General features: G+C 50.1%; 23 protein-coding genes. 5 read left to right on the top strand and 18 right to left on the bottom strand.

Annotation, left to right across the window (positions count from 1 at the left end; genetic code table 11):
* Nucleotides 1–56: 56 nt before the first annotated feature.
* The 11 genes from NWF31_RS05135 to NWF31_RS05080 form a co-directional block, all read right to left on the bottom strand.
* On the bottom strand, nucleotides 57–602 hold the full coding sequence (locus tag NWF31_RS05135) for a hypothetical protein (RefSeq protein ID WP_258359435.1): 546 nt from the start codon (nucleotides 600–602) through the stop codon (nucleotides 57–59).
* 123 nt (nucleotides 603–725) lie between these two features.
* Nucleotides 726–953: a DUF2188 domain-containing protein gene (locus tag NWF31_RS05130; protein WP_258359434.1), complete on the bottom strand. Its 228-nt coding sequence runs from the start codon at nucleotides 951–953 to the stop codon at nucleotides 726–728.
* A gap of 77 nt (nucleotides 954–1,030) precedes the next feature.
* Complete coding sequence (locus NWF31_RS05125; protein ID WP_258359433.1) at nucleotides 1,031–1,915, bottom strand: thermonuclease family protein; 885 nt, start codon at nucleotides 1,913–1,915, stop codon at nucleotides 1,031–1,033.
* Between the two features lie 340 nt (nucleotides 1,916–2,255).
* Complete coding sequence (locus NWF31_RS05120; protein ID WP_258359432.1) at nucleotides 2,256–3,113, bottom strand: N-acetylmuramoyl-L-alanine amidase; 858 nt, start codon at nucleotides 3,111–3,113, stop codon at nucleotides 2,256–2,258.
* Between the two features lie 252 nt (nucleotides 3,114–3,365).
* Nucleotides 3,366–3,563, bottom strand: a complete 198-nt coding sequence (locus tag NWF31_RS05115) for a YvrJ family protein (protein WP_422880248.1) — start codon at nucleotides 3,561–3,563, stop codon at nucleotides 3,366–3,368.
* 43 nt (nucleotides 3,564–3,606) lie between these two features.
* Entirely contained in the window at nucleotides 3,607–3,825 is a 219-nt protein-coding gene (locus tag NWF31_RS05110; protein WP_422880247.1) for a DUF2922 domain-containing protein, read from the bottom strand.
* Nucleotides 3,826–3,879: 54 nt separating this feature from the next.
* A complete protein-coding gene (locus NWF31_RS05105) occupies nucleotides 3,880–4,107 on the bottom strand; it encodes a DUF1659 domain-containing protein (RefSeq protein WP_258359429.1) in 228 nt (75 codons plus the stop codon).
* Nucleotides 4,108–4,383: 276 nt separating this feature from the next.
* Nucleotides 4,384–5,166: a DnaJ domain-containing protein gene (locus NWF31_RS14560; protein WP_277998826.1), complete on the bottom strand. Its 783-nt coding sequence runs from the start codon at nucleotides 5,164–5,166 to the stop codon at nucleotides 4,384–4,386.
* A 426-nt stretch (nucleotides 5,167–5,592) separates the two neighbouring features.
* A complete protein-coding gene (locus NWF31_RS05090; RefSeq protein WP_258359428.1) occupies nucleotides 5,593–5,781 on the bottom strand; it encodes a helix-turn-helix domain-containing protein in 189 nt (62 codons plus the stop codon).
* Between the two features lie 25 nt (nucleotides 5,782–5,806).
* On the bottom strand, nucleotides 5,807–6,103 hold the full coding sequence (locus tag NWF31_RS05085) for a hypothetical protein (RefSeq protein WP_258359427.1): 297 nt from the start codon (nucleotides 6,101–6,103) through the stop codon (nucleotides 5,807–5,809).
* A gap of 188 nt (nucleotides 6,104–6,291) precedes the next feature.
* A complete protein-coding gene (locus tag NWF31_RS05080) occupies nucleotides 6,292–6,471 on the bottom strand; it encodes a hypothetical protein (RefSeq protein WP_258359426.1) in 180 nt (59 codons plus the stop codon).
* A 167-nt stretch (nucleotides 6,472–6,638) separates the two neighbouring features.
* On the opposite strand from NWF31_RS05080, the gene lexA reads away from it, so the two are divergent.
* From lexA to NWF31_RS14900, 5 genes are all read left to right on the top strand, one after another.
* Nucleotides 6,639–7,439 (top strand): transcriptional repressor LexA, encoded by an 801-nt coding sequence (gene lexA / locus NWF31_RS05075; RefSeq protein WP_258359425.1) that lies wholly within the window; start codon nucleotides 6,639–6,641, stop codon nucleotides 7,437–7,439.
* A 97-nt stretch (nucleotides 7,440–7,536) separates the two neighbouring features.
* Nucleotides 7,537–7,932 carry an N-terminal phage integrase SAM-like domain-containing protein gene (locus NWF31_RS14755; protein ID WP_258359424.1) on the top strand — a complete coding sequence of 132 codons (396 nt, stop codon included), beginning with the start codon at nucleotides 7,537–7,539 and terminating at the stop codon, nucleotides 7,930–7,932.
* 195 nt (nucleotides 7,933–8,127) lie between these two features.
* Nucleotides 8,128–8,712 (top strand): site-specific integrase, encoded by a 585-nt coding sequence (locus NWF31_RS05065; protein WP_258359423.1) that lies wholly within the window; start codon nucleotides 8,128–8,130, stop codon nucleotides 8,710–8,712.
* A gap of 521 nt (nucleotides 8,713–9,233) precedes the next feature.
* Nucleotides 9,234–9,416: a PBECR3 domain-containing polyvalent protein gene (locus NWF31_RS14905; protein ID WP_422880246.1), complete on the top strand. Its 183-nt coding sequence runs from the start codon at nucleotides 9,234–9,236 to the stop codon at nucleotides 9,414–9,416.
* Complete coding sequence (locus tag NWF31_RS14900; RefSeq protein ID WP_422880245.1) at nucleotides 9,395–9,607, top strand: PBECR3 domain-containing polyvalent protein; 213 nt, start codon at nucleotides 9,395–9,397, stop codon at nucleotides 9,605–9,607. The genes NWF31_RS14905 and NWF31_RS14900 overlap by 22 nt, the downstream gene beginning before the upstream one ends.
* 1,661 nt (nucleotides 9,608–11,268) lie before the next feature.
* On the opposite strand, the gene NWF31_RS05060 is transcribed toward NWF31_RS14900, so the two are convergent.
* The 7 genes from NWF31_RS05060 to NWF31_RS05030 all read right to left on the bottom strand — a co-directional run bounded on the left by NWF31_RS05060 (nucleotide 11,269) and on the right by NWF31_RS05030 (nucleotide 18,316).
* Entirely contained in the window at nucleotides 11,269–11,637 is a 369-nt protein-coding gene (locus NWF31_RS05060; protein WP_258359422.1) for a hypothetical protein, read from the bottom strand.
* 438 nt (nucleotides 11,638–12,075) lie between these two features.
* Nucleotides 12,076–12,720: an SIMPL domain-containing protein gene (locus NWF31_RS05055; protein ID WP_107753707.1), complete on the bottom strand. Its 645-nt coding sequence runs from the start codon at nucleotides 12,718–12,720 to the stop codon at nucleotides 12,076–12,078.
* Nucleotides 12,721–12,834: 114 nt separating this feature from the next.
* Nucleotides 12,835–13,326 (bottom strand): TnsA endonuclease N-terminal domain-containing protein, encoded by a 492-nt coding sequence (locus NWF31_RS05050; RefSeq protein WP_258359421.1) that lies wholly within the window; start codon nucleotides 13,324–13,326, stop codon nucleotides 12,835–12,837.
* On the bottom strand, nucleotides 13,323–14,489 hold the full coding sequence (locus NWF31_RS05045) for an EVE domain-containing protein (protein ID WP_258359420.1): 1,167 nt from the start codon (nucleotides 14,487–14,489) through the stop codon (nucleotides 13,323–13,325). The genes NWF31_RS05050 and NWF31_RS05045 overlap by 4 nt, the downstream gene beginning before the upstream one ends.
* 141 nt (nucleotides 14,490–14,630) lie before the next feature.
* The gene (locus tag NWF31_RS05040) at nucleotides 14,631–15,770 is read right to left on the bottom strand and encodes an IS110 family RNA-guided transposase (RefSeq protein ID WP_258359419.1); all 1,140 of its coding nucleotides are present in this window, start codon (nucleotides 15,768–15,770) and stop codon (nucleotides 14,631–14,633) included.
* A 344-nt stretch (nucleotides 15,771–16,114) separates the two neighbouring features.
* Nucleotides 16,115–17,494, bottom strand: a complete 1,380-nt coding sequence (locus tag NWF31_RS05035) for an AlbA family DNA-binding domain-containing protein (protein ID WP_258359418.1) — start codon at nucleotides 17,492–17,494, stop codon at nucleotides 16,115–16,117.
* A gap of 210 nt (nucleotides 17,495–17,704) precedes the next feature.
* Nucleotides 17,705–18,316, bottom strand: a complete 612-nt coding sequence (locus NWF31_RS05030; protein ID WP_258359417.1) for a hypothetical protein — start codon at nucleotides 18,314–18,316, stop codon at nucleotides 17,705–17,707.
* Nucleotides 18,317–18,337 lie beyond the last annotated feature (21 nt).

Here is an 18,337-nt window from a genome sequence, read left to right as displayed (position 1 = left end):
AAGTCGTATATTTTGGTTAACCTATTGCCCCTATCTCTTTATAGAATTATCTATTATTACTTGTGCAAGCAGATTTTGATTACTCTATCCAATGCCTCCTCATCTGTTTCTCCTTGTAGGCGCTTAAGTTGAAGAAATTCTAAGTACCTGCTTATGTTATTCAAAAGATAACTCTTATCCTCAGGTTTTCTTTTAAGATAATCATTAATTTCCTCGCGCACTAACTTTATACCAACGACACGTAATCGCCATTTAAGGAGTGGATGTTTAACTATATTTGTGACTAAGAATAAAAAGATCCCTATAAGGCCACTACAAAGGAATTGACTAGCATTTAATACATTCTGTAGGCCACCTGTTGCATAAGTCGCAGATTGACCCAAAAAACCGATTGAAAGCAAGGTAAATCCTAACCACGCCTCTACTTGTTGTTCGACCATACTATTTAATAGCGATGGATTATAGCCCCAATATGAACCAGCTTCCTGGATTATTTCTTCCGGGCGCTTCCTGATAAAACTCGACGCTAGGTAGTAGGCACCAACTATATCTGAGACCAACCCCAGTAGACCTATTGGGGGTAGTATCCCTAAAGTAACCATATCTTACCTCAGGCTGAAATTCAGTTTAGTTCAGAATATCCCATAAAAATACAGTAAGCGAATTGGTAAAACCCAGATCTAAATGTTAATAGCTTAACTTTTTTATTCAATCAACTTTAATCCTTAACCCTTAGGCGGATATGGGTCATTTCCGTGGCTATCTGCTCCCGAGATTTGTCCATTACGATTATGAATCACCAATTCGCTTCCTTGATTTTTGCTAATCTCTCTTGCTCGTTTTATCGCTTCCTGTTTTGTTTCAAAGTGTCCTGAAGAACGTTCTGCGCCGCCTTTTTTAATATCCCAGCCACCCTTCGGATTTGGTACGACATGATGGGTTTTCCTTGGCATATTTTTTACCTCCTCGGTCTATGCTGTCGTAAGTAGTTCTTTCAGAATTCTTTAAGAATCTCTCATTTATTTTCTTATTACAATGGCCTACACTCCTTACACGGCTGGTAGCCGGCTTTTATGGCTTCTTCTCTACTGTTAAACTCCACGCGATTCTTAGGGCTTATCTCCTTTGCCCACTGGCAGTCTGGGTAATGGAACTTCTTCGAGCTGGAGTTACCGATGTATTTCGCTGCGCTGCCGCTTTTACCGCCAGGGGCCGGGGGCGGAGCGGTTACGGCCGCACCCCACAGGCTCTTGCCCGCCTCCCGGGCCTCTTGCTGGAGTTTGGTAAACAGGTCGGCATACTTGACGTTGGGTGGAACAGTCATCACCTGGGCGTAGCCGTTAAGGAGCAGTTCGGCGTTATACATCTTGGCCCGGACTTCAGCTTCGCTGTCGTTTGCCGGCTTTTCCAGCCACACGTAGGCCAGCAGCCGGCCGTATTTGTCCCGCTCGCCTACATCCAGCTCCAGGTAGACCTGCCTGCTGTCCAGCCGCTTCTGGGTATAGCCCAGGGCCTCCTTGCCGTAAGGCTCCTCTTTAATCCCCAGGTCCGGGTGGGCGATCTCGGGCGTGTTGACGCCGATCAACCTCACCTTTTCTTCCCGGCCGTTAATCTTTACATGCAGGGTGTCACCGTCGACCACTTCCGTAACTGTCACCGGGATTAACTTTATTTGCCCGGAGTCCTGGTTATCGTTTTTTGGCTGCTGACTGGCTTCTTGCTGGTTATTAGCGGCATTTTGGGTGTCGTTAATTTTATTACTATTCGCCGGACCCTGCTGCAGGGTTTGGGAAGCGTTTTGTTTGCCACTACACCCGGCCAATACAAAAGTTAAAAATAAAAGCAGCAAAAGCCAGGACAATAAGGCCGGCACCCGGCTTCTCAACCCTGGCTTTAGCATTAAATTCCCGTGCAAAATCCCTTCCCCCTCATTTGGCCTGGAGTTATCCTCATAAAATACGGTTAATGTGGCCAATCTTTATTTTATTACCCAATGTGCAGGGGGTTGCCTTGCTAGTATTATAGCTTTCGTACCAAAAAAGATCTTTGTTGCAAGTCTTTAAAGAGGTTTATTTAGACAGCCAGCCATGTATCTTTTTTCAGTAAATAATTCTACAGTTTCCTTAAATATCCTGCAAACTGAACTCATTTCTCGTTTAGTAGTTCTGGGAAGAAGCCTTTACATACTGGCCCAACCATATGTTATCTGCTTGTCTCTCCGGCGGATATATTGCTTCTAAAAAATCGCAGGAATTTTACCCCTGCGGTCCCTGGATAAAGACACTATAACCATCACGTCTAAGCTTCTCGGCCAGGGCCTCGGCGTTCTCCTTCTTCGCGAAGGCCCCTACCTGGACCCGCCAGAGATTGGCCGGGCCGCCCCTGACGCCGGCGCGGTCTTCACCCCCTGCTGTACGGGCGGCATCTTCCACCGCCGCACAGCCGGCTTTCACCACCGCAGCCTGGTTGGGGCCGTCCCCGGAATCTCTGTCATCCGGGGTCATTTCCGCCCTTCCATTATTGGCATCCGTGCTCGCAGCAGCATTATCGGCTGCCTCTCTAGCCGCCGTTGCTGCATCTCCGTCCTTAATTCCCGCTGCGGCATCACCGGAACCACCCCGTGCCGCCCCTTCCATATGCTCAACTGTTTCGCTACTGGCACTATTACCGGCTTCACCCGCCGTCGTTCCCCCGTCTCCGGCAGGGGCGGCCGCCTCCGCCCGCAGCCGTTCCATATCCAAAAACCGGCCCGGGCAGTCTGTGGCCGCCCCCGGCACCTCGTTGTGCCCCAGGACCCGCTCCGGCGGGACGCTGTAGCGGCGGCACAGCTCCCGCGCCAGCTCTATGAGGGCCTGCCGCTGTTCGGGGGTGGGTGGGTGGTCCATGAGGTTGCCGATGACGGCCACCCCGGCAGACTTGTGGTTCATCCCCGCGTCCCGGCAGTGGGCGCCGGGTATGGTAAGGCTCCTGCCGGCAACCACTCGGCCGTCCCGCTCGATGATGTAGTTGTAGCCCACGTCGCGCCAGCCTAAAGAAAGGTGGTAGCGCCGCACCTGCTTCGCGTCCTTTTCCTCGGCGCCGGTATGGTGGATGATAATGTACTCGACTTTCATATGCAACAGTCCTCCTTTTTCATTATTATCCCTTTGTTTTCAGGCTGGCCGTAAAACTCCATCCCAACATGGTCGGCTTTTGGAACAGCCCGCGTAATAAAACCGTTTAACCTCCCCTCGTTCCCCGTTACCTACAACCTGCAAGCGCATTTAATCTTTGCCTGAATGGGAGCCGGCAAACCTCCCAAACTCCGCCTCCCAGTAGAATCAAAACCCCGCCAGGCTTTTTCTCCCGGCGGGGCCTTTAACATGTTACTTAACAAAGCCGTTCCCCTCCACGAGCTTCCGGGCCTCCTCGTAGTCCACGCCGCCCTGGCGGGCTACCACCACGGTCAGCACCGTGACCGACTTCTGCAGCTCCTTGATGACCGGCTCCAGCCGCGCCAGGACGTAGAAGGCGATGACCATCGGGAAGCCGTAGTTGGCCGCCAGCTTCAACATTTCTTCAATCGCGATCACCCCCTCGGTTTAAAAAGGAGGGGCGAACCCCTCCCTAAGCGGCGATAATATCCGTGACGTCCCGAGTTACAATGCGGGCTCCGGCAATGGTCACCAGGTCCCCACCACAGGACGTGAAGATGTTTTTATCCAGGATGAGCTGCATGACTGCCCGTACTTCTGCTTCGGTCAGGTTGTCCCGGGGATCGGCCATGCTCAAAGTGACCTGCCTGCCGGCGGCGCTGCCAAAAATGAGCTGCAGGGTTTTAGTCAGCAATTAATTCACCTCCCGTTACTTTGCTTCACCGTTCATGCTGCCTCCAAGGTATTAGACCCCGGCGGCCAGGTCGTTCTCGTTCAACCGGCTGATGGCGATAACTGGATTAACCTGCAGGGTGCCGATGGCCTGGGCCACGTCAAAGACATCCTGGTCGGTGGCCGCTGGCTTCACCCGGCTGTAGGAGCGCAACCGGTAAACGGGCTGGCCGTTGGTATCGGTCCCAGTCTGCACCTGGATGCGGAAGGACGTGGCCAGGGGCGTGCTGATGACTGCCATAAGATCCCTCCTTTTTATGGAGCGGGGCCGGACCGGCTGAAGGACGGCCCCGCCGGAAAATATAAAAGACCGGCCAGGTTAATCAACCTCAGCCAGTCTTTGCTTCCAGCGTAACCTTAAGATGGGGGGGATGTCAATAGCCTATAAGCCAATTTTAGTTTTAGATCATTAGGAAAAAGAACTATCCTACTTCATAATATTTACTACGGGCTGAGTGTTAATTTTGCAATGATTTGAATTAAATTAAGAGGGTAATCCCCTTAATAATATTTATTTTTATACTTCACCTAGCGCAATAATTACCCAAATCCCTATTACAAACATTGCAGCAACTATCTTTCTTATTAAACTTATTTCTCCATGAGTAGTATGACTATTTAAGTACATATCCCACAGTGTTAAATGATTTTTTTTAAGATAGGAATATGAATTAAATAAAAATATAAGATTTAATAGGGGGATACCAAAAGCATATCCATATCCCAAAGCAAAAAGTGAACGTTTTATTGCTTCGGCATACGATAATCGGCTACCATCTTTATGGAAAACATGGATTTTAAGCAACCATTTGCCTGGAGTAGTACCATAAGCAGAAATTAAATAAGCTTCAACAAATACCCATGTTGCAATCGTTACTGCTGTCGGAAGAAATCCTGTATAATCATAAAATTTAAAGATTGCGTGGTAAAAAACACCTATTATACCAAGAATAAAGGCCCATAGCATTAAATCTATGGTTCTTGCCCAAAAACGTGGCCACGGATGTACAATAACCTCTTTCTTTTGAGATGTTATATTTTCAACATTAGGTTCTTCTTTCTTTTTTTGTTTTTCTTTATCGTCTTCGCAGTACCATTTACGAAAATTGTCATATTGAAATCTTAAATCAGGATCACTTAAGACTTCATATGCCTCGTTAATGATTTTCATTTTCTCTTCATCGCCACCAGTATCGGGATGATACATTTTAGCAAGTCGTTTATAGGCAGCCTCAATTACTTCCTGACTAGCATTAGGGCTAACTTGAAGGACCTCATAGTAGTTAATAGCAGGATCCATGCAACCTCCCCCTTAATTTATCAACTTGCCACCGGCTAATATCATTGATTAAGTATAGTAATTCCATATAGGTTCCGTGTTATTAAATTTCTATAATTGGCCACAGAATCCTTTTCGTGGGAATAAAAAAGGGCATTTTTTTGTCCTTAAACGCCGAACTTCCACTCCTTTACCACCTGGCCCTCGCTACCGGCGGTGCCGCTGTCGTCCGTGATATGGAGTTCTTCTTCACTTTTAATATCTCCCGCCTCCGTTTTTGATCCTGGACCTAAAAGCTCCATCACGTTCTATAAGTCATTGTCCTCTACCTGTGTAGCCGGGATTGTCCTTTTACCCGCAGCCGGGCGGTCCTGGCACAGGGGCCCAATGCCCTTATCCAAGCGCATCCCCTGTTCTGCCAGCCGCCGGCAGATGTGCCTGCCGGCCTTACTTTTCTGTTTTTATGGCTGCCGCTTCCAGCATTTTCAGCAGCGCCTCCCGCCGCACCAGGAGGCGCCGCCCGAGCTTAATCACCGGGATGTCCCCCCGGTTGGCCATCTCGTAGGCAGTGCTGCGGCCCACCCGGAGCAGCCTTGCCGCTTCCGTGACCGTCAACACCAGAGGCAGCTCGCCCACGTTCTCCCCTCCTCCCATTTACCCGCTATGTCACCTTTTTGCCGCCGACAGCAGGATGATGTGGCGTTTTGTCTCTTAACGGGGTAAAAAAACAAGCCTTCTGGTAATTTTGAGGCTTCCTCGGGACCGCCGGGTTCCCCGGCGCCCGCCGCGACGCCTGCGGTCCCGTCCTGCCGCGGTACCTGCGCTCCCGGCCCACCTGGGCAGCGTCACACCCCATCCCTGAAAGGCGTTCACTGCCGTGGTACCAGCGTCCCCGCCCACCACCGGGGGTCCTTGGCCTGTCTTCCTCCCGGTCGAGGCCGGCATAACGGCCGGGCAAGGTCCCGGTGGCTCCCAGGAGCCGCTTCTCAAAGCCCTTGTTCCGTTTTGTCCCCTCTGGTATCTATTATAAGTTCCATTACGTCCCCTGTCAAGCATAAAAGTTCCGATACGCCACATTTTTTCTCGTTGCTTCTTGATGCGGGGACGTTTTGTGTTATACTAGAAATAACAGGTATTACCCAGGTATTACCCGGCGGACGCCTGACGGCCCGGCAGCGACCTGCCGGACGCGGCCCGGCGCGCCGGCGTGGCGGTTAAACTGCTGCAGGCACGAAAAAAGACGGGCAGGCGGCGGCTGACGGCGCGGCCGCAGTCAAAACCGTTTTCCGCCTGCCGCATGCGGTTTAGCGGGCCCCGGAACCGCAACCTTGAAGTTGGGTCAAGGTAATTTTCCGCCTGCCGCAGCCGGGGCGCGGCTGCCCCGCGGGCAAGGTTGATGGTTTGGATCTGGTGGGCCGAAAGCCGGGCTGGGGCAAAACATCAGAGGAAAATAGAGAGCAATACCACAAGCGGCAATTCAGGGTCTGCGGCGAATGCCCGCCGGAGCCAATGGAGGACAGGGCGGTGCCTCCCTGCGCCGCCCGGCACCATCCACGGCGGTGGCAGTAACCGCCCGCGCCTGCAGGAGAATAAGGAAGGCGCGGGTGGGAAGGAGGTCAACGGCAGGCTGTTTAGAATTACCGCGGAAGGAGGTGACACATATGAGCTTTGCCGCCCGGCTGAAATTCTACCGGGAGAAAAAGGGCCTTTCCCAGCAGGAGCTGGCCGATGCCGTGGGCGTGTCCCGGTCGGCGGTGACAAAGTATGAAGCCGGAGAGCGGTTCCCCGACGAGGCTGTGCTTCTCAAACTCGCCAACATTTTGGGGTGCAGCCTGGACAGCCTCATGGGGCGTGATTATGACAGTGCTCCCGGCGGCAAATACAAAGAAAGCGATTTTGTGCCGGCGCGGGACCTGGTCCCGGTGCCGGTCCTGGGGGTGATCAGGGCGGGCGAGCCTGTCTTGGCCCAAGAAAACATCATCGACACCAAGTTCCTCCCCGCCGACGAAGTGCTAGGCAGCGATTACTTTTACCTCAAAGTCAGGGGCGACAGCATGGTCGGCGCCCGCATCTACGACGGCGACCTGGTCCTGGTGCGCCAGCAGGACACCTGCGAGGACGGGGAGATCGCCGTCGTCATGGTAAACGGCGAGGAGGCGACCATCAAGCGCTTCTACCGCGCCGACGGTTCTGTCGTCCTGAAGCCGGAGAACCCCGCCTACCGGCCGATTGTGGTCAGGGGCGAGGACGTGCGCGTCATCGGCGTGGTGAAGGAGGTGAGGTTCAAGCTGTAGGGGCGGGGACAACCGCAGCCCCTTCGGTGATAAGCCGACCCTATAAAGCGATTAAAGGCAGGAAAGGAATGCCAAGCTCAGCCACGGGGGTGTTAAAGTGGCAACGGGACATTTAGAAAAACGCTATAAAAATTCGTGGACGATAGTTATCGATAAAGGAATCGATCCCCAAACTAAAAAGCGAGTGCGCTTTTCTAAAAGTATAAAAGGCACTAAAAAAGAAGCAGAAAAGGAAATGATCCGCATCCTGGCCGAGATCGAAAAAGGTATGTACGTCGAGCCCACTAAACTTAAATTCGGCGAGTACCTTGAGCAATGGCTGGAAAACTACGGCAGAACCCGCCTAGCTCCTACTACTTACCGTCGTTACAGCCAGGTGATAAATTTGAGGGTAATCCCTAAATTAGGTGATATCCCCTTAGAAAAACTCCGTCCAATTCACCTGCAGGAATTCTACCGCTGGATGGTTGAAAACGGAAGATTGGATGCCTAGCGAGGTCCCCTGTCGCCCGCCTCAATCACTTACCATAACCGGGTCATCCATAAGGCTCTCGACAGTGCCGTCAAGCAACAGATCATACCATATAACCCGGCTGACGCCGTGGAGCTACCTAAAATTACCCAGGAGATAGACAATGAGGATGTGAGGGAAAATATAAAGGTTTTAGACAATAAATAGGTAAACGCTATGCTGGAAAGGGCTAAAAATACTCCTTATTACGCCCTCCTACACGTTGCAGTTAAAACGGGGCTGCGCCGGGGTGAGCTTCTTGCTTTACGCTGGCCCAACATAGACTTCAAGTCGGGTACCCTTTCGATAAAGCAGTCGCTGGCCTATACGCCGGAGCAAGGCATTTTCTTTAAGAACACTAAAAACAATTCCAGCCGCCGGATAATAGATATTTCAAGAGAAGTAATAGAGGTTCTCAAGCAACATAAAAAGAAACAGGCCGAAGCAAAACTTTTGCTCGGCCAGCACTATAAAAATCAGGGTCTGGTATTTTGCCAGCAAAACAGCAAACCCCTGCACCCTGATACCATCAGCAGCTGGTTTCCCAATTTTTTAGAAGAAATAGGTCTCCCTCGTCTTAATTTTCACTGTCTCCGGCACACCCATGCCAGCCTTCTGCTCAAAGCTGGGGTAGACATTAAAATTATTTCTAAACGCCTGGGCCACAGCAGTATAAGTATAACCTACGACATATATTCTCATCTCATGCCCGGCATGGAAAGAGAAGTAATAGAAAAGTTTGAGGCACTGCTGAAAGATTGACAAAAACAGGATGGGCAACGGTTTGGCAACGGTTTAAGAAAACGGCCTCCGTCTCAAACACCGGAGGCCTTGATTTTCCTGGAGCTGATGGAGGGATTCGAACCCTCGACCTGCGCATTACGAGTGCGTATTATACTCTTTTGTTGTTTTGGTGAATATGAGAAAATGCTTGATATTGCTAGGTTTTTTCTTTTGGCCATTGGCTCCCATTAGGCATTTTTGGAGATAGTTTTTAAGAGACTATCCCCAAATTATCCCCAATGGTTATAGCGATTTACGTATATAATTCATGCAGGTAATAGTACCGGCTATATAGGGGGCCATAATGCACCCCCCTTCGGCCTTAAGACGACTAATTCATTTCCGCCGGCGTGGCTGAACCGGCATTGTGAGGAACCCCAGGGCCTGCGGGTTGAATGCAGGTCTGTGGCTTTTTTTGTTTTATAGCTGCTTAATAGCAGGAAAGTAACACTTTATCTAGAATATATTTTTATTTAAGTTGGTAGGTCGTGGAAATTGTAATGGAAAAACTCAATAGAGACGCTAATAAAGTTCAAATTGTAGGCATTTTGTCCCAAAAAGTTATTAGCATTTTGGGATTAAACTATAGTCCAAAGCAAATCTTGATTGGTCCTTCAAATATTGAACATATGAAGAAAAAGCATCCTGATTGTTTTAATAAATTGAAAAGATACCAGAAATAATTAGCAAGCCAGATTATGTAGGAAAACATCCGTCTAAGGGTAGCATTGAATATATAAAAACTTTTGATGAGCATATCTTAGTCGCTGTTAGAATATCTCAAAGCGGTAATTTGTATGTGAGGAGCTTATATGATATTAGTCCAGAACGACTAAAATCCTATTTAGAAAGCGGGACAACATTCAAGTTGTAGAATATAAGTTCGTCTTGAAAATTTAAGTTGTGATGGTATAATAAAAGGCGGAAAGTACATATAATATTTTATGAAAGGAATTTGAGGACGGAACAGGCAGCCGTCGCCCCCGAAAGGGTTAGGAGATGCAGGAGTGTCACCCTGCCAAATTCCTTTCAACGGAAGGCTAGAACAATCTAGCCTTTTTCGTTTTTTCCACCCAGCTTTTATATTTTGCGAACAATAAAAAGTCCCAATCTGGTCCGCATTGACGCCGAAGCGTCAAGATGCGTGGTGGGATCTGTTGCGATGATTATACCATTATTTAGGCTTGGAATAAAAGAGTTTATATAACGGACCAAGGTTATCTCAGAGCGCCTTGTTCACAGCAGTATACGGATCACCTATGACATTTACTCTCACCTCATGCCCGGGATGCAGAAAGAGACGATAGACAGGCTGGAAAACCTGCTGCGAAAATAACCATTATATGGAATGGCGGCAACTGGGCGGCAACTAACGAAAATGGCCTCCGGGGCGATCCCTGGAGGCCTTGATATTCCTGGAGCTGATGGAGGGATTCGAACCCTCGACCTGCGCATTACGAGTTCTGGATTGCATATTTTACGTTGTATTTTCTAATACCGCTAATTCCGTAAAGTCTTATAAAATAAGGCTCTCCGGCCAGGACAACTTTTTGGTTTTTCCTTCCAATGCCCTCATTTCCGCATAGTTCGTGACCAAATGTGACCAAAATTTGATGATACGTCTCTGGAGTTTATACTATCTTTCCGGCAGTTTATCCTCCTGCAATGTAAATTCCCCTACTTGCAAACCCTTCCCCCACGCCGCCCGAAACGAGCGACGTGACGTGCAACTACGTCAGCATGGTGACCTATCAGAATATCAGTATACTTACATCCTTTCATATCACCCCAGTGGCATGTATTCGTGTCAGCATGTTGATATGTAAACATGGTGGTAAGCCATATTACCAACTTGCAGGTAAGGCATCATTCTTACATGGCAGCAAGGAATTATTCCAGCATGGAGATAAAACTCCATCCCTGCAAGCCAACAAAGAATCATATCAGCATAGTGGTAAAATGCCATCCTTACATACCAGCATGGAAGTATCACAACTAGGAAGCAAGGAACCATCCTTACATAACAGCAAAGAATTATCCCAACAAGGCAGTATGGACCCCTACCCGCGAGGCAGTAAGGAAAAATCCCAGCATATCAGCAAGTAGTTTCTTCTCCAAACACCATCTCCACATATCAGCACGGGCTCTCCTGCTCTGTGGGATAACGGCACGAGTGATGAGCCTGATTCTCTCACACCACCCGACCACCAGAAGCGGCGCGAGAACGATTATGTTAATGGCATGGTCCGGTACCTTTTCAAGGAGTTTCACCCAAAAAAGTTGAGCGAGTAGCCTCCGCCATAGGCTACTCGCTCCGTAGGACAAACCCGTAAAAACGCTGTTGCTTTTATTTTATGCCAATAAAGGGCCTTTTTGCAACCTTTTTAACGCCGCCGGCAGCGCGAGCAGGCCTGTTTTGGCCCGACTAGTTATGCTCACGTCGATCAAAAAAACCGGGCAGCGCGAGTTTAGTTATCAAGATGGTTTTCTAGACTCCCAGCGGCGTGAGCGTAACTGGTTGGGGCTGGCACCGTTTCAATAATGATAGCCCCTACGCCCGAATTCCCGCTGATAGAACTCATAGAGTTCTTCGGTGGAGCTAAATTCAGGAACAGGCCCTACCAAATGAGAACGCACTTTTTTGTTATATTCTTCAAGTGTAAGAGCCTTAAACTCTATGAGCCCAAAGTCCTTGAGCCCTTCCTCAAAGGTATCTTCCACGCGATGCCAGATAAAACCGTCCTTAGTCTCCTTTACAAGCCTCCCAAAGAATTGGTGCCCGCGGTTGGTATCGTGAAAGCCAACCCAGTCATCATGAACTTCCACCCCAATGGCCAACATCAGGGGCGGCCGCAGGCCGAAGTAGTTATATTTAACCCGGTACAAGACTTTATCGCTAATCATTTCAATCAACTCCTATGCTCGCTAGGCGGTTTCTGGTTTTGAACACATCACTATGTCAACAAGAAAACATCTGATTCTCGTCACGCCGCTCGTAAAATTAAGTCCAGCGGCGTGAGTGATGTAGCGGCGCGCAGAAAATCTCGCGCCGCCCAACGTGAGCGGCGTGAACTCATTTCGGTTTAATGCGTCACTTGCCCGGTTTGAGGTCAATGGGGTTGCCCTTCTCATCAACCGGCTGCCCTTCGACTTTTAGGAGTTTGCCATTTTCATCTCGCAACTGCATCTATTCCCACTAGTGCTACCCGTTTCTATCCAGGACGAGGTAAGTTTTGTAAACCTTCTTAGGTCCAACTACTACTCCAGACCCACCGAGGTTGTGACCACTCTTTTGACAGGATAGTCACCATGTTTTTGATATACTGGTTCTTTATGTAAATGTCATTTGTCTGGGTTGTCATCCACCAGTTCTAGCACAGCTTCTACCTCGGCAGTAACCTTGATTTTATCTGGAGGAATAACGTTTTCTGGCCTTTCAGCTTGATAAGGGGAGCTTTCACGTAGAATATAGTACCTGCTATCATCCGAACGGCAATTACCAGAAACGCGAATAACTGGGCCTACCTTTACTCCAAGTCCTGCAGCAATAGCCTTGGCTCTTTCTACCGCGTTTTGGGCTGCATTCGTTAGTGCTTCTTGTTCCAAAGCCGATTTGTCCTCGTATGTAAAATTAAAGTAGTCAATGTTTTTTACTCCGGCTTTAACGGCCGCATCAATAATTCGCGTAACCAGGGACAGGTCGCTGGTCTTAACCAGAAGAGCATTGGAAGCCTGGTAACCTTTGAAAACACGCGAGTTTTTTTCCCACTGATAATGAGGGAATAATGAGTAATTTCTAGTCTCGATGTCTTTGTTCGGTATTCCGAGGGACAGCAATTCTCCCAACAGTTTCTGGGTTACACCAGCCACCAGTTCCTGAGCTTGATTGGCTTCCGGTTGGATAAAGGTGATATTGAGCCCGACTTCAGCAATATTGGGCTTGGCAGAAGCTTCTCCGTAACCGGATACAACTATTTTCCTAAGCATAAGCACACCTCCCCAGCATGCGAAGTACTTTCAGCAGTCGCCCCTGGAAACACCAGGGGTTCTTTCCCATATATATCCAATTGACTATATAATAAGCTTCAACGACAGGTGGGACTAATACCCGTTACTGCTGCCTGCTGCAATAATGTCTTGGAACATACCCCGGCGTATCTCATCGTCCCGTTTGATAATGTAGTGGATGGAATTCAGTTTTTCAAAGAGTTCGCAGGCGGCTTGCTCTTTAGCTACCACATTGGAGTGCGCGGTTTGTTCTGCCTGTTTTACCTCAACCACTGCCCAACCATTATTTTTGAGTTTAAGTATAAAGTCTGGGTAATAACGTCTCCAGCGTCCTTCCAGCTCATCGTAATACTCTACGTAAAGCTCAAAAGCGTCCACCTGTGGTGGGCGCAAAAAGCCAACCTCCCGGACATGGCGCAAGATGTTTCGGGTCTCGGGGAATACCTTTTTAAAAAAGTCACCTTCGTAAAATCGCTCGTTCTCTTCCTGCCGCAAGCGTTTCCCAGCAAATTCAGCACTGGAGTAGCCCCGGCACTGCTCAAAAGTCTGCCACAGTTGGTCTAGAAAAGAAATTGCGCTCATCATACCACCTCAACCTTCGCTTGCCGGGTAAGCAGCATAAAATCGTGCTTAGTGACACGTCCCGTGCCTTGCACAAACCAGGCCCAGCGTTTTGAAGGATCACGCCCTTGGAAAGCATCCAGTTTCGCCCTTAGCTCGGCGCTTAAAACAACGGGATTTTCGGTATAGATGCTGACGGAATCCACCTCGAAGACGTAAGAATACTTCTCGGGATGCTTTACCAGCGGGTGATGTTTTTGCATGGGGGGTGATTTTACCCTGGCGTGGGCTACCACGCCCGTTGCGGTGGCATAAAAACAAATCCAGTCGCCCGGCTTAACTTTCCGCCCCAGGGATTTTTCGCTAACGGCGTAAATTCCTGCGCCAAGGAGTTCTTTGATACGTTCTTCCGCGGTTTGAGTGTCATCGGACGCTACTGGAGTGAGGTAATACTTAACGTCAACACCTTCGGGCTCCCATGAAGGTTCATTAGGAGTTTCTTCCTGCGGCTGTTGTATGCCTTCGCCGGCAGTGCGGATTTCTTTCGCTACCAAGCCGGCCATCAGTTCAATTAGGGAATCCACTACTGGTCCCGTTGGCCGGAGAACAGTTAAAACAGCCTCGTGTTCCATTTCGTAATCGGCTAAGAGTTCAGCCAGGGTAAGCAGTTTATCAACGGTAATAACCCGTAACTGGTGGGTGCGTTTCTCAGCAATGATGGAGTTTTCCAGTTGCTTCAGTTCAGCATCACTGCGCCCTACTACATAAAGTCCCAAAGCATGGTCCCAGTTGGGTATCTTTTGTTCGGATATAAGCCTATCTATGTAACCGAGGAGAGTAGCCGTTTTTATGGCATAAACATCGGTTGTTTTCACTTCTACGACGATATAAAGGCCGGAAGGGGACTTCCACACGCCGTCAAACCCAATTTCCCCCTGGACGCCCTTATATCTGCCAAAGGTTACGTCAAAACCCAAAAGGCGGCCCAAGTGGTTCACCAGGTCTTGTAAGGCCCGGTTGTACTGCTCCCCGGAACAGCGCAGGCACTCTTCCACGTAATCGCGTACAGCGCCAACGCTGGTCAGATTTTGAGACAAGAAACGGCGAAACCGTTCCCTCGGCGTTTTCTCACCTGGAGTATCATCAAGGTCGCCAACCAGTTCCAACACCTGTTCCAGTGGCATCATATTGCTCCCACCTCCAAGACCTCAAAATACTCCTCCGACAGCACATCCACAATCTTAACGGCAATTTTCTGCCCGAGTACGAAGGGGACCTGTATCCATATTTTGCACCTATGAAAAACCGCAACCCTGGTCCTAGATGATTTAGGCTGCAGGTTGGGGTGTTTGTGCCATATATCCCTCCTCTTTTACCACATACACAATCTTTCGCGGCAAATCGGTACCGACCTTGTACGGCAGCGCCCTCTTGTGCATGCGGCGTATCTTCCTCTGCCGCAGGTCCTCCCTGAGGTGGCGATACTCCATGTTCTTCGTCAGCATCGCCCAAATGATGGTGAGTAGCTTCCTTGCCGCTGCTACAATGGCGACCTTATGGCCTTTGCGCTTTTTCAGCCTGAGGTAGAAGTCCCGCAGAGCGCCAAGCTGCCCCACCGCCTTCTGGGCAACCTGGATGAGGATCCAGCGCAGCATGCTCCGGCCCGCCTTGGTGATGTGCCCGGCGTACCTGGTCTTGCCCGACTGGTGCACCGAAGGAACCAGGCCGGCAAAGCTTGCCAGCTTCTTCGCCGAGGCAAAGCGCTTGATATCGCCAATCTCGGCCAGGATGGTCAGGGCGGCCAGGACGTCTATCCCCGGTATGCCCAGAAGGATCTCCACCCCAGACAGGGTGATGGCCCTTAGGTTCAGCTCCCTCTCAATGGCCGCGATTTCCGCCTCCAGGGCCTCAAAGAGCTTGAGGTTCGAGGTCAGAACTATCTTCTCCACCTCGGGCAGTTCCTCTAGCTCCCGGAGGAACTGCCTGCCCTTTACTCCGAACAGGTCGCTTACCGGCACCGTTATAGCGTGCCTGGCCAGAACCGCGTGAATCCTGTTTTTAACGCCCACGACCTGCTTCTTTAAGGCCGCCCGGTGGTGAAGAAGGGTCCTTAGCTCTCGCTCTTCCTTGGAGGCCACCCAGCAGGCACAGACAAAGTCCGCGGCTAAAAGCCTGACCAAAATCTCAGCGTCCACCTTGTCCGTCTTGATCCTGGCCTCGGCAATGGCTCTCGTCCTTATGGGGTTGACGACGACCACTCGTGCCAGGCTCTCTGTTAAGATATCATAGATCATGGAGGCGTTGCCGGTGGCTTCAAGGGCCACCTTGCAGTTGCCGTCAAGTTCCTTGGCGAACCGCTTCCACTCCTCCTTTTCGTTGGGGAAGCGAAAACGCCTGATGGTGTTGTCGGGCAACAGCTCTGCTCCCTCACAGTAAAACTTGTGGACGTCAAGGCCAAAGTACCGCAATCTTGGCGCACCTCCGTTTTAAGGGGCAGGCAAAGGTAAGCGCGACACTCACCTATCCGGGCTCGTTGGCCCACTTGGGCGGGTCGAGGGGCGGCCAAACACTAACCCGGGCTTTTTTTGCCCATGTAAAATAACGACCGCCCTTGCCTGCGCCCCACCTTTGCTTTGACACCCCGACCCTTAATTGATTAATTCGCCAGGGTTGCGGTTTTATCATGCCAACACTATACCGGACACTACTCCGGAATGATGGCAATAAAGTTCGAGAACCAGTTCCTTAATACGTTTTTAATGGCTTTTAATAACAGTATGTCTGTACCTTTTATTGCCACCAGAGGTTTTTTCTAATAATGCCGTTTCCTCATCCTCTCGAGTTCCTCTCTTATAACGGCCGGCGGCATATCGAAGAACTCAAAGGCTTCGTACAGCGGTTTAGTTACCTCCTTGACCGCTTCAGGTAACTGGTCAGCAATGTCGCCTGCCGAAATTAGAAGCTCGGATGTTACAGTGTTTTGGTAGCATCTCCGGTCGTAGGACAGATATCGCTCTGGGCGAACCCAGCTCGACAACACTCTATTAGCAAGCCCCTCCCAGGTAAAACGAATGAGAACGGACGCGGACTGGCCGGCGAGCCTGGTCGCTAGTCGATGCGCATGGAGGAGACATTCTCCTACGCGCCATATTGGAAGCACGAGGTCGACGATTGTTCCGGGTTGGATACCTCTATGCTGAGCATCATAACTATCCTCCTGATAACCCCGGATAAGAAAAAGCTTTCCTTCACGGGATGCTCTCCAAAAGTCAGAATGGGCACCGTCTGAAAGCCTCTCTGGCTCGGCTATAAGACATTCGACAACGTCACCATAGGGATAAGGCTTGATCGGGTCTCGTGTTGGCACCCACCACGGTGGCCAGCCGGACTCATGACCTTTCACCTCTCTTAGCAACTCCACCAAGCCAGAAAGCGACGAAGGCGGCTCGACATTGCCGATGATGGCGTAAGCTACGCTCCACGTGCCGTGCTCATACCGCCCCCACCCGTCTTTGCCCAGTCGTTGAGTCACTGCCGCCTTCCAGCGCATTCGCGATTGCGAAATCCATTCATCGAGGGTTTTCCTCGCTGCCTCCAAGCCAACTTCAGGAGATGAGGGCTCCCCAAGAAGAATTGCCCGAATACTGTTCAGCAGTTCTTCCCGGTGAGCAAGGAGACAGCGCCGTAGGAGATCATCCCATTCCTGCGCGGTTCGGGGAGGCTCACTGGAAGGACCCGGCCTGCGAATGTAATAGGTGTTTTCTCGAACGTGACGGTCGCCGGGCCCACTTCGTTTCGCTCGGATGGGGACACGGTGGCCACCAGGAACGAGAATAATGGGAAAAGGCTCTCCTGTATCGGGATGGGGCACATGGTAGACTTCACAGTGAAAAGGAGGGTCTGCATACGACCTTATGATACCGGTCACGCTGTCGTGAGAATACATTTGCACGTCTTTCGGGCGAGGCTGTTGTGGAATATAACCAGCGTCTCCCTGCGTGAATCCTAGAAGGATATAGCCGCCGCCGGAATTGGCAAGGGCCAACATTGCCTTGGCCAGGTTAGCCTTATGCTCTTCGTTAGAAAGGTCTAACCAGTCCTTCACTTCGATGTGCAGATCTTCGCGTGGATGGACGAGAAGAGCCTGGAGCTCCCTTAGTAGCTCTTGCGTGTCAAATTCGAGCCGCCTCATTACCTAAACATCCCCCCGTCACAAGAATACGAGTCGGCTGTAGTACCTCTCCTAATCATGAACGAAAAGAATTATGGTTATCTTTAGAACCTGCGCTCGAAAGGGGCAAAAAAAGAAAAACTGTACGAATCCAATTGTGGTCTGGTACAAATTTGTTAATAACTACCCACGACCTAATATTAAATTCAACTTATCTAGTAAGGTAATTTTCTAGCACTTGACTTTGTTTAGGAGTAATTCAAAAGAACTCTTCATTTGCTCGATGGAAGCCTGAATCTCCTCAAATACCCGTCTGGTACGTTCACTAGGTTCTAAGTCTCCGACAGACACTCGTTGTTGCTCACTCTGCCATATCATTTCCTCTGAAAGCCAGCTATCTAAAGCTTGGATAATCTTTATCTCTTCTTCAGACAACATCTCTTTATGCTCTTGCAACCAGCGTTTTTCTTTACCCAAAGATGCTTCAGCGATCGCCGTAAGTACGGCAATTCTGCACATACGCAACCCTATGTCTTCCACAACCTTGGCAAACCATATCCAAGGGCCACCAACTCTTTCAGCTTCCTCTCTCGAAAACACCGACCAAGGACTCTGTTCACCCCGAAACTTTTCAATAGCCAGCAAGACGCCTTCCAGGTTGGCCAGGGGGCGGGCTCCACGTGGAAGCATCGCCCGGTGTTCCCAAAGTTTTAGGATTGTTTCGCAACATTTTTCCTGGACCTTACTACGCATGTCCGGGTCATCCGTCTCCTCGGCCTTCCTGATCAACTCGGCGATGTAGTGAGCCATCCACCGTCCGAGGGTATCAACGCTGGGTTCCATACCCAGTTCCGCAACCAGTCG

It is taken from the genome of Neomoorella sulfitireducens (assembly GCF_024733845.1).
In the GTDB taxonomy this organism is placed as follows: domain Bacteria; phylum Bacillota; class DSM-521; order Neomoorellales; family Neomoorellaceae; genus Neomoorella; species Neomoorella sulfitireducens.
This window is presented reverse-complemented; position numbering and strand designations above follow the sequence as displayed.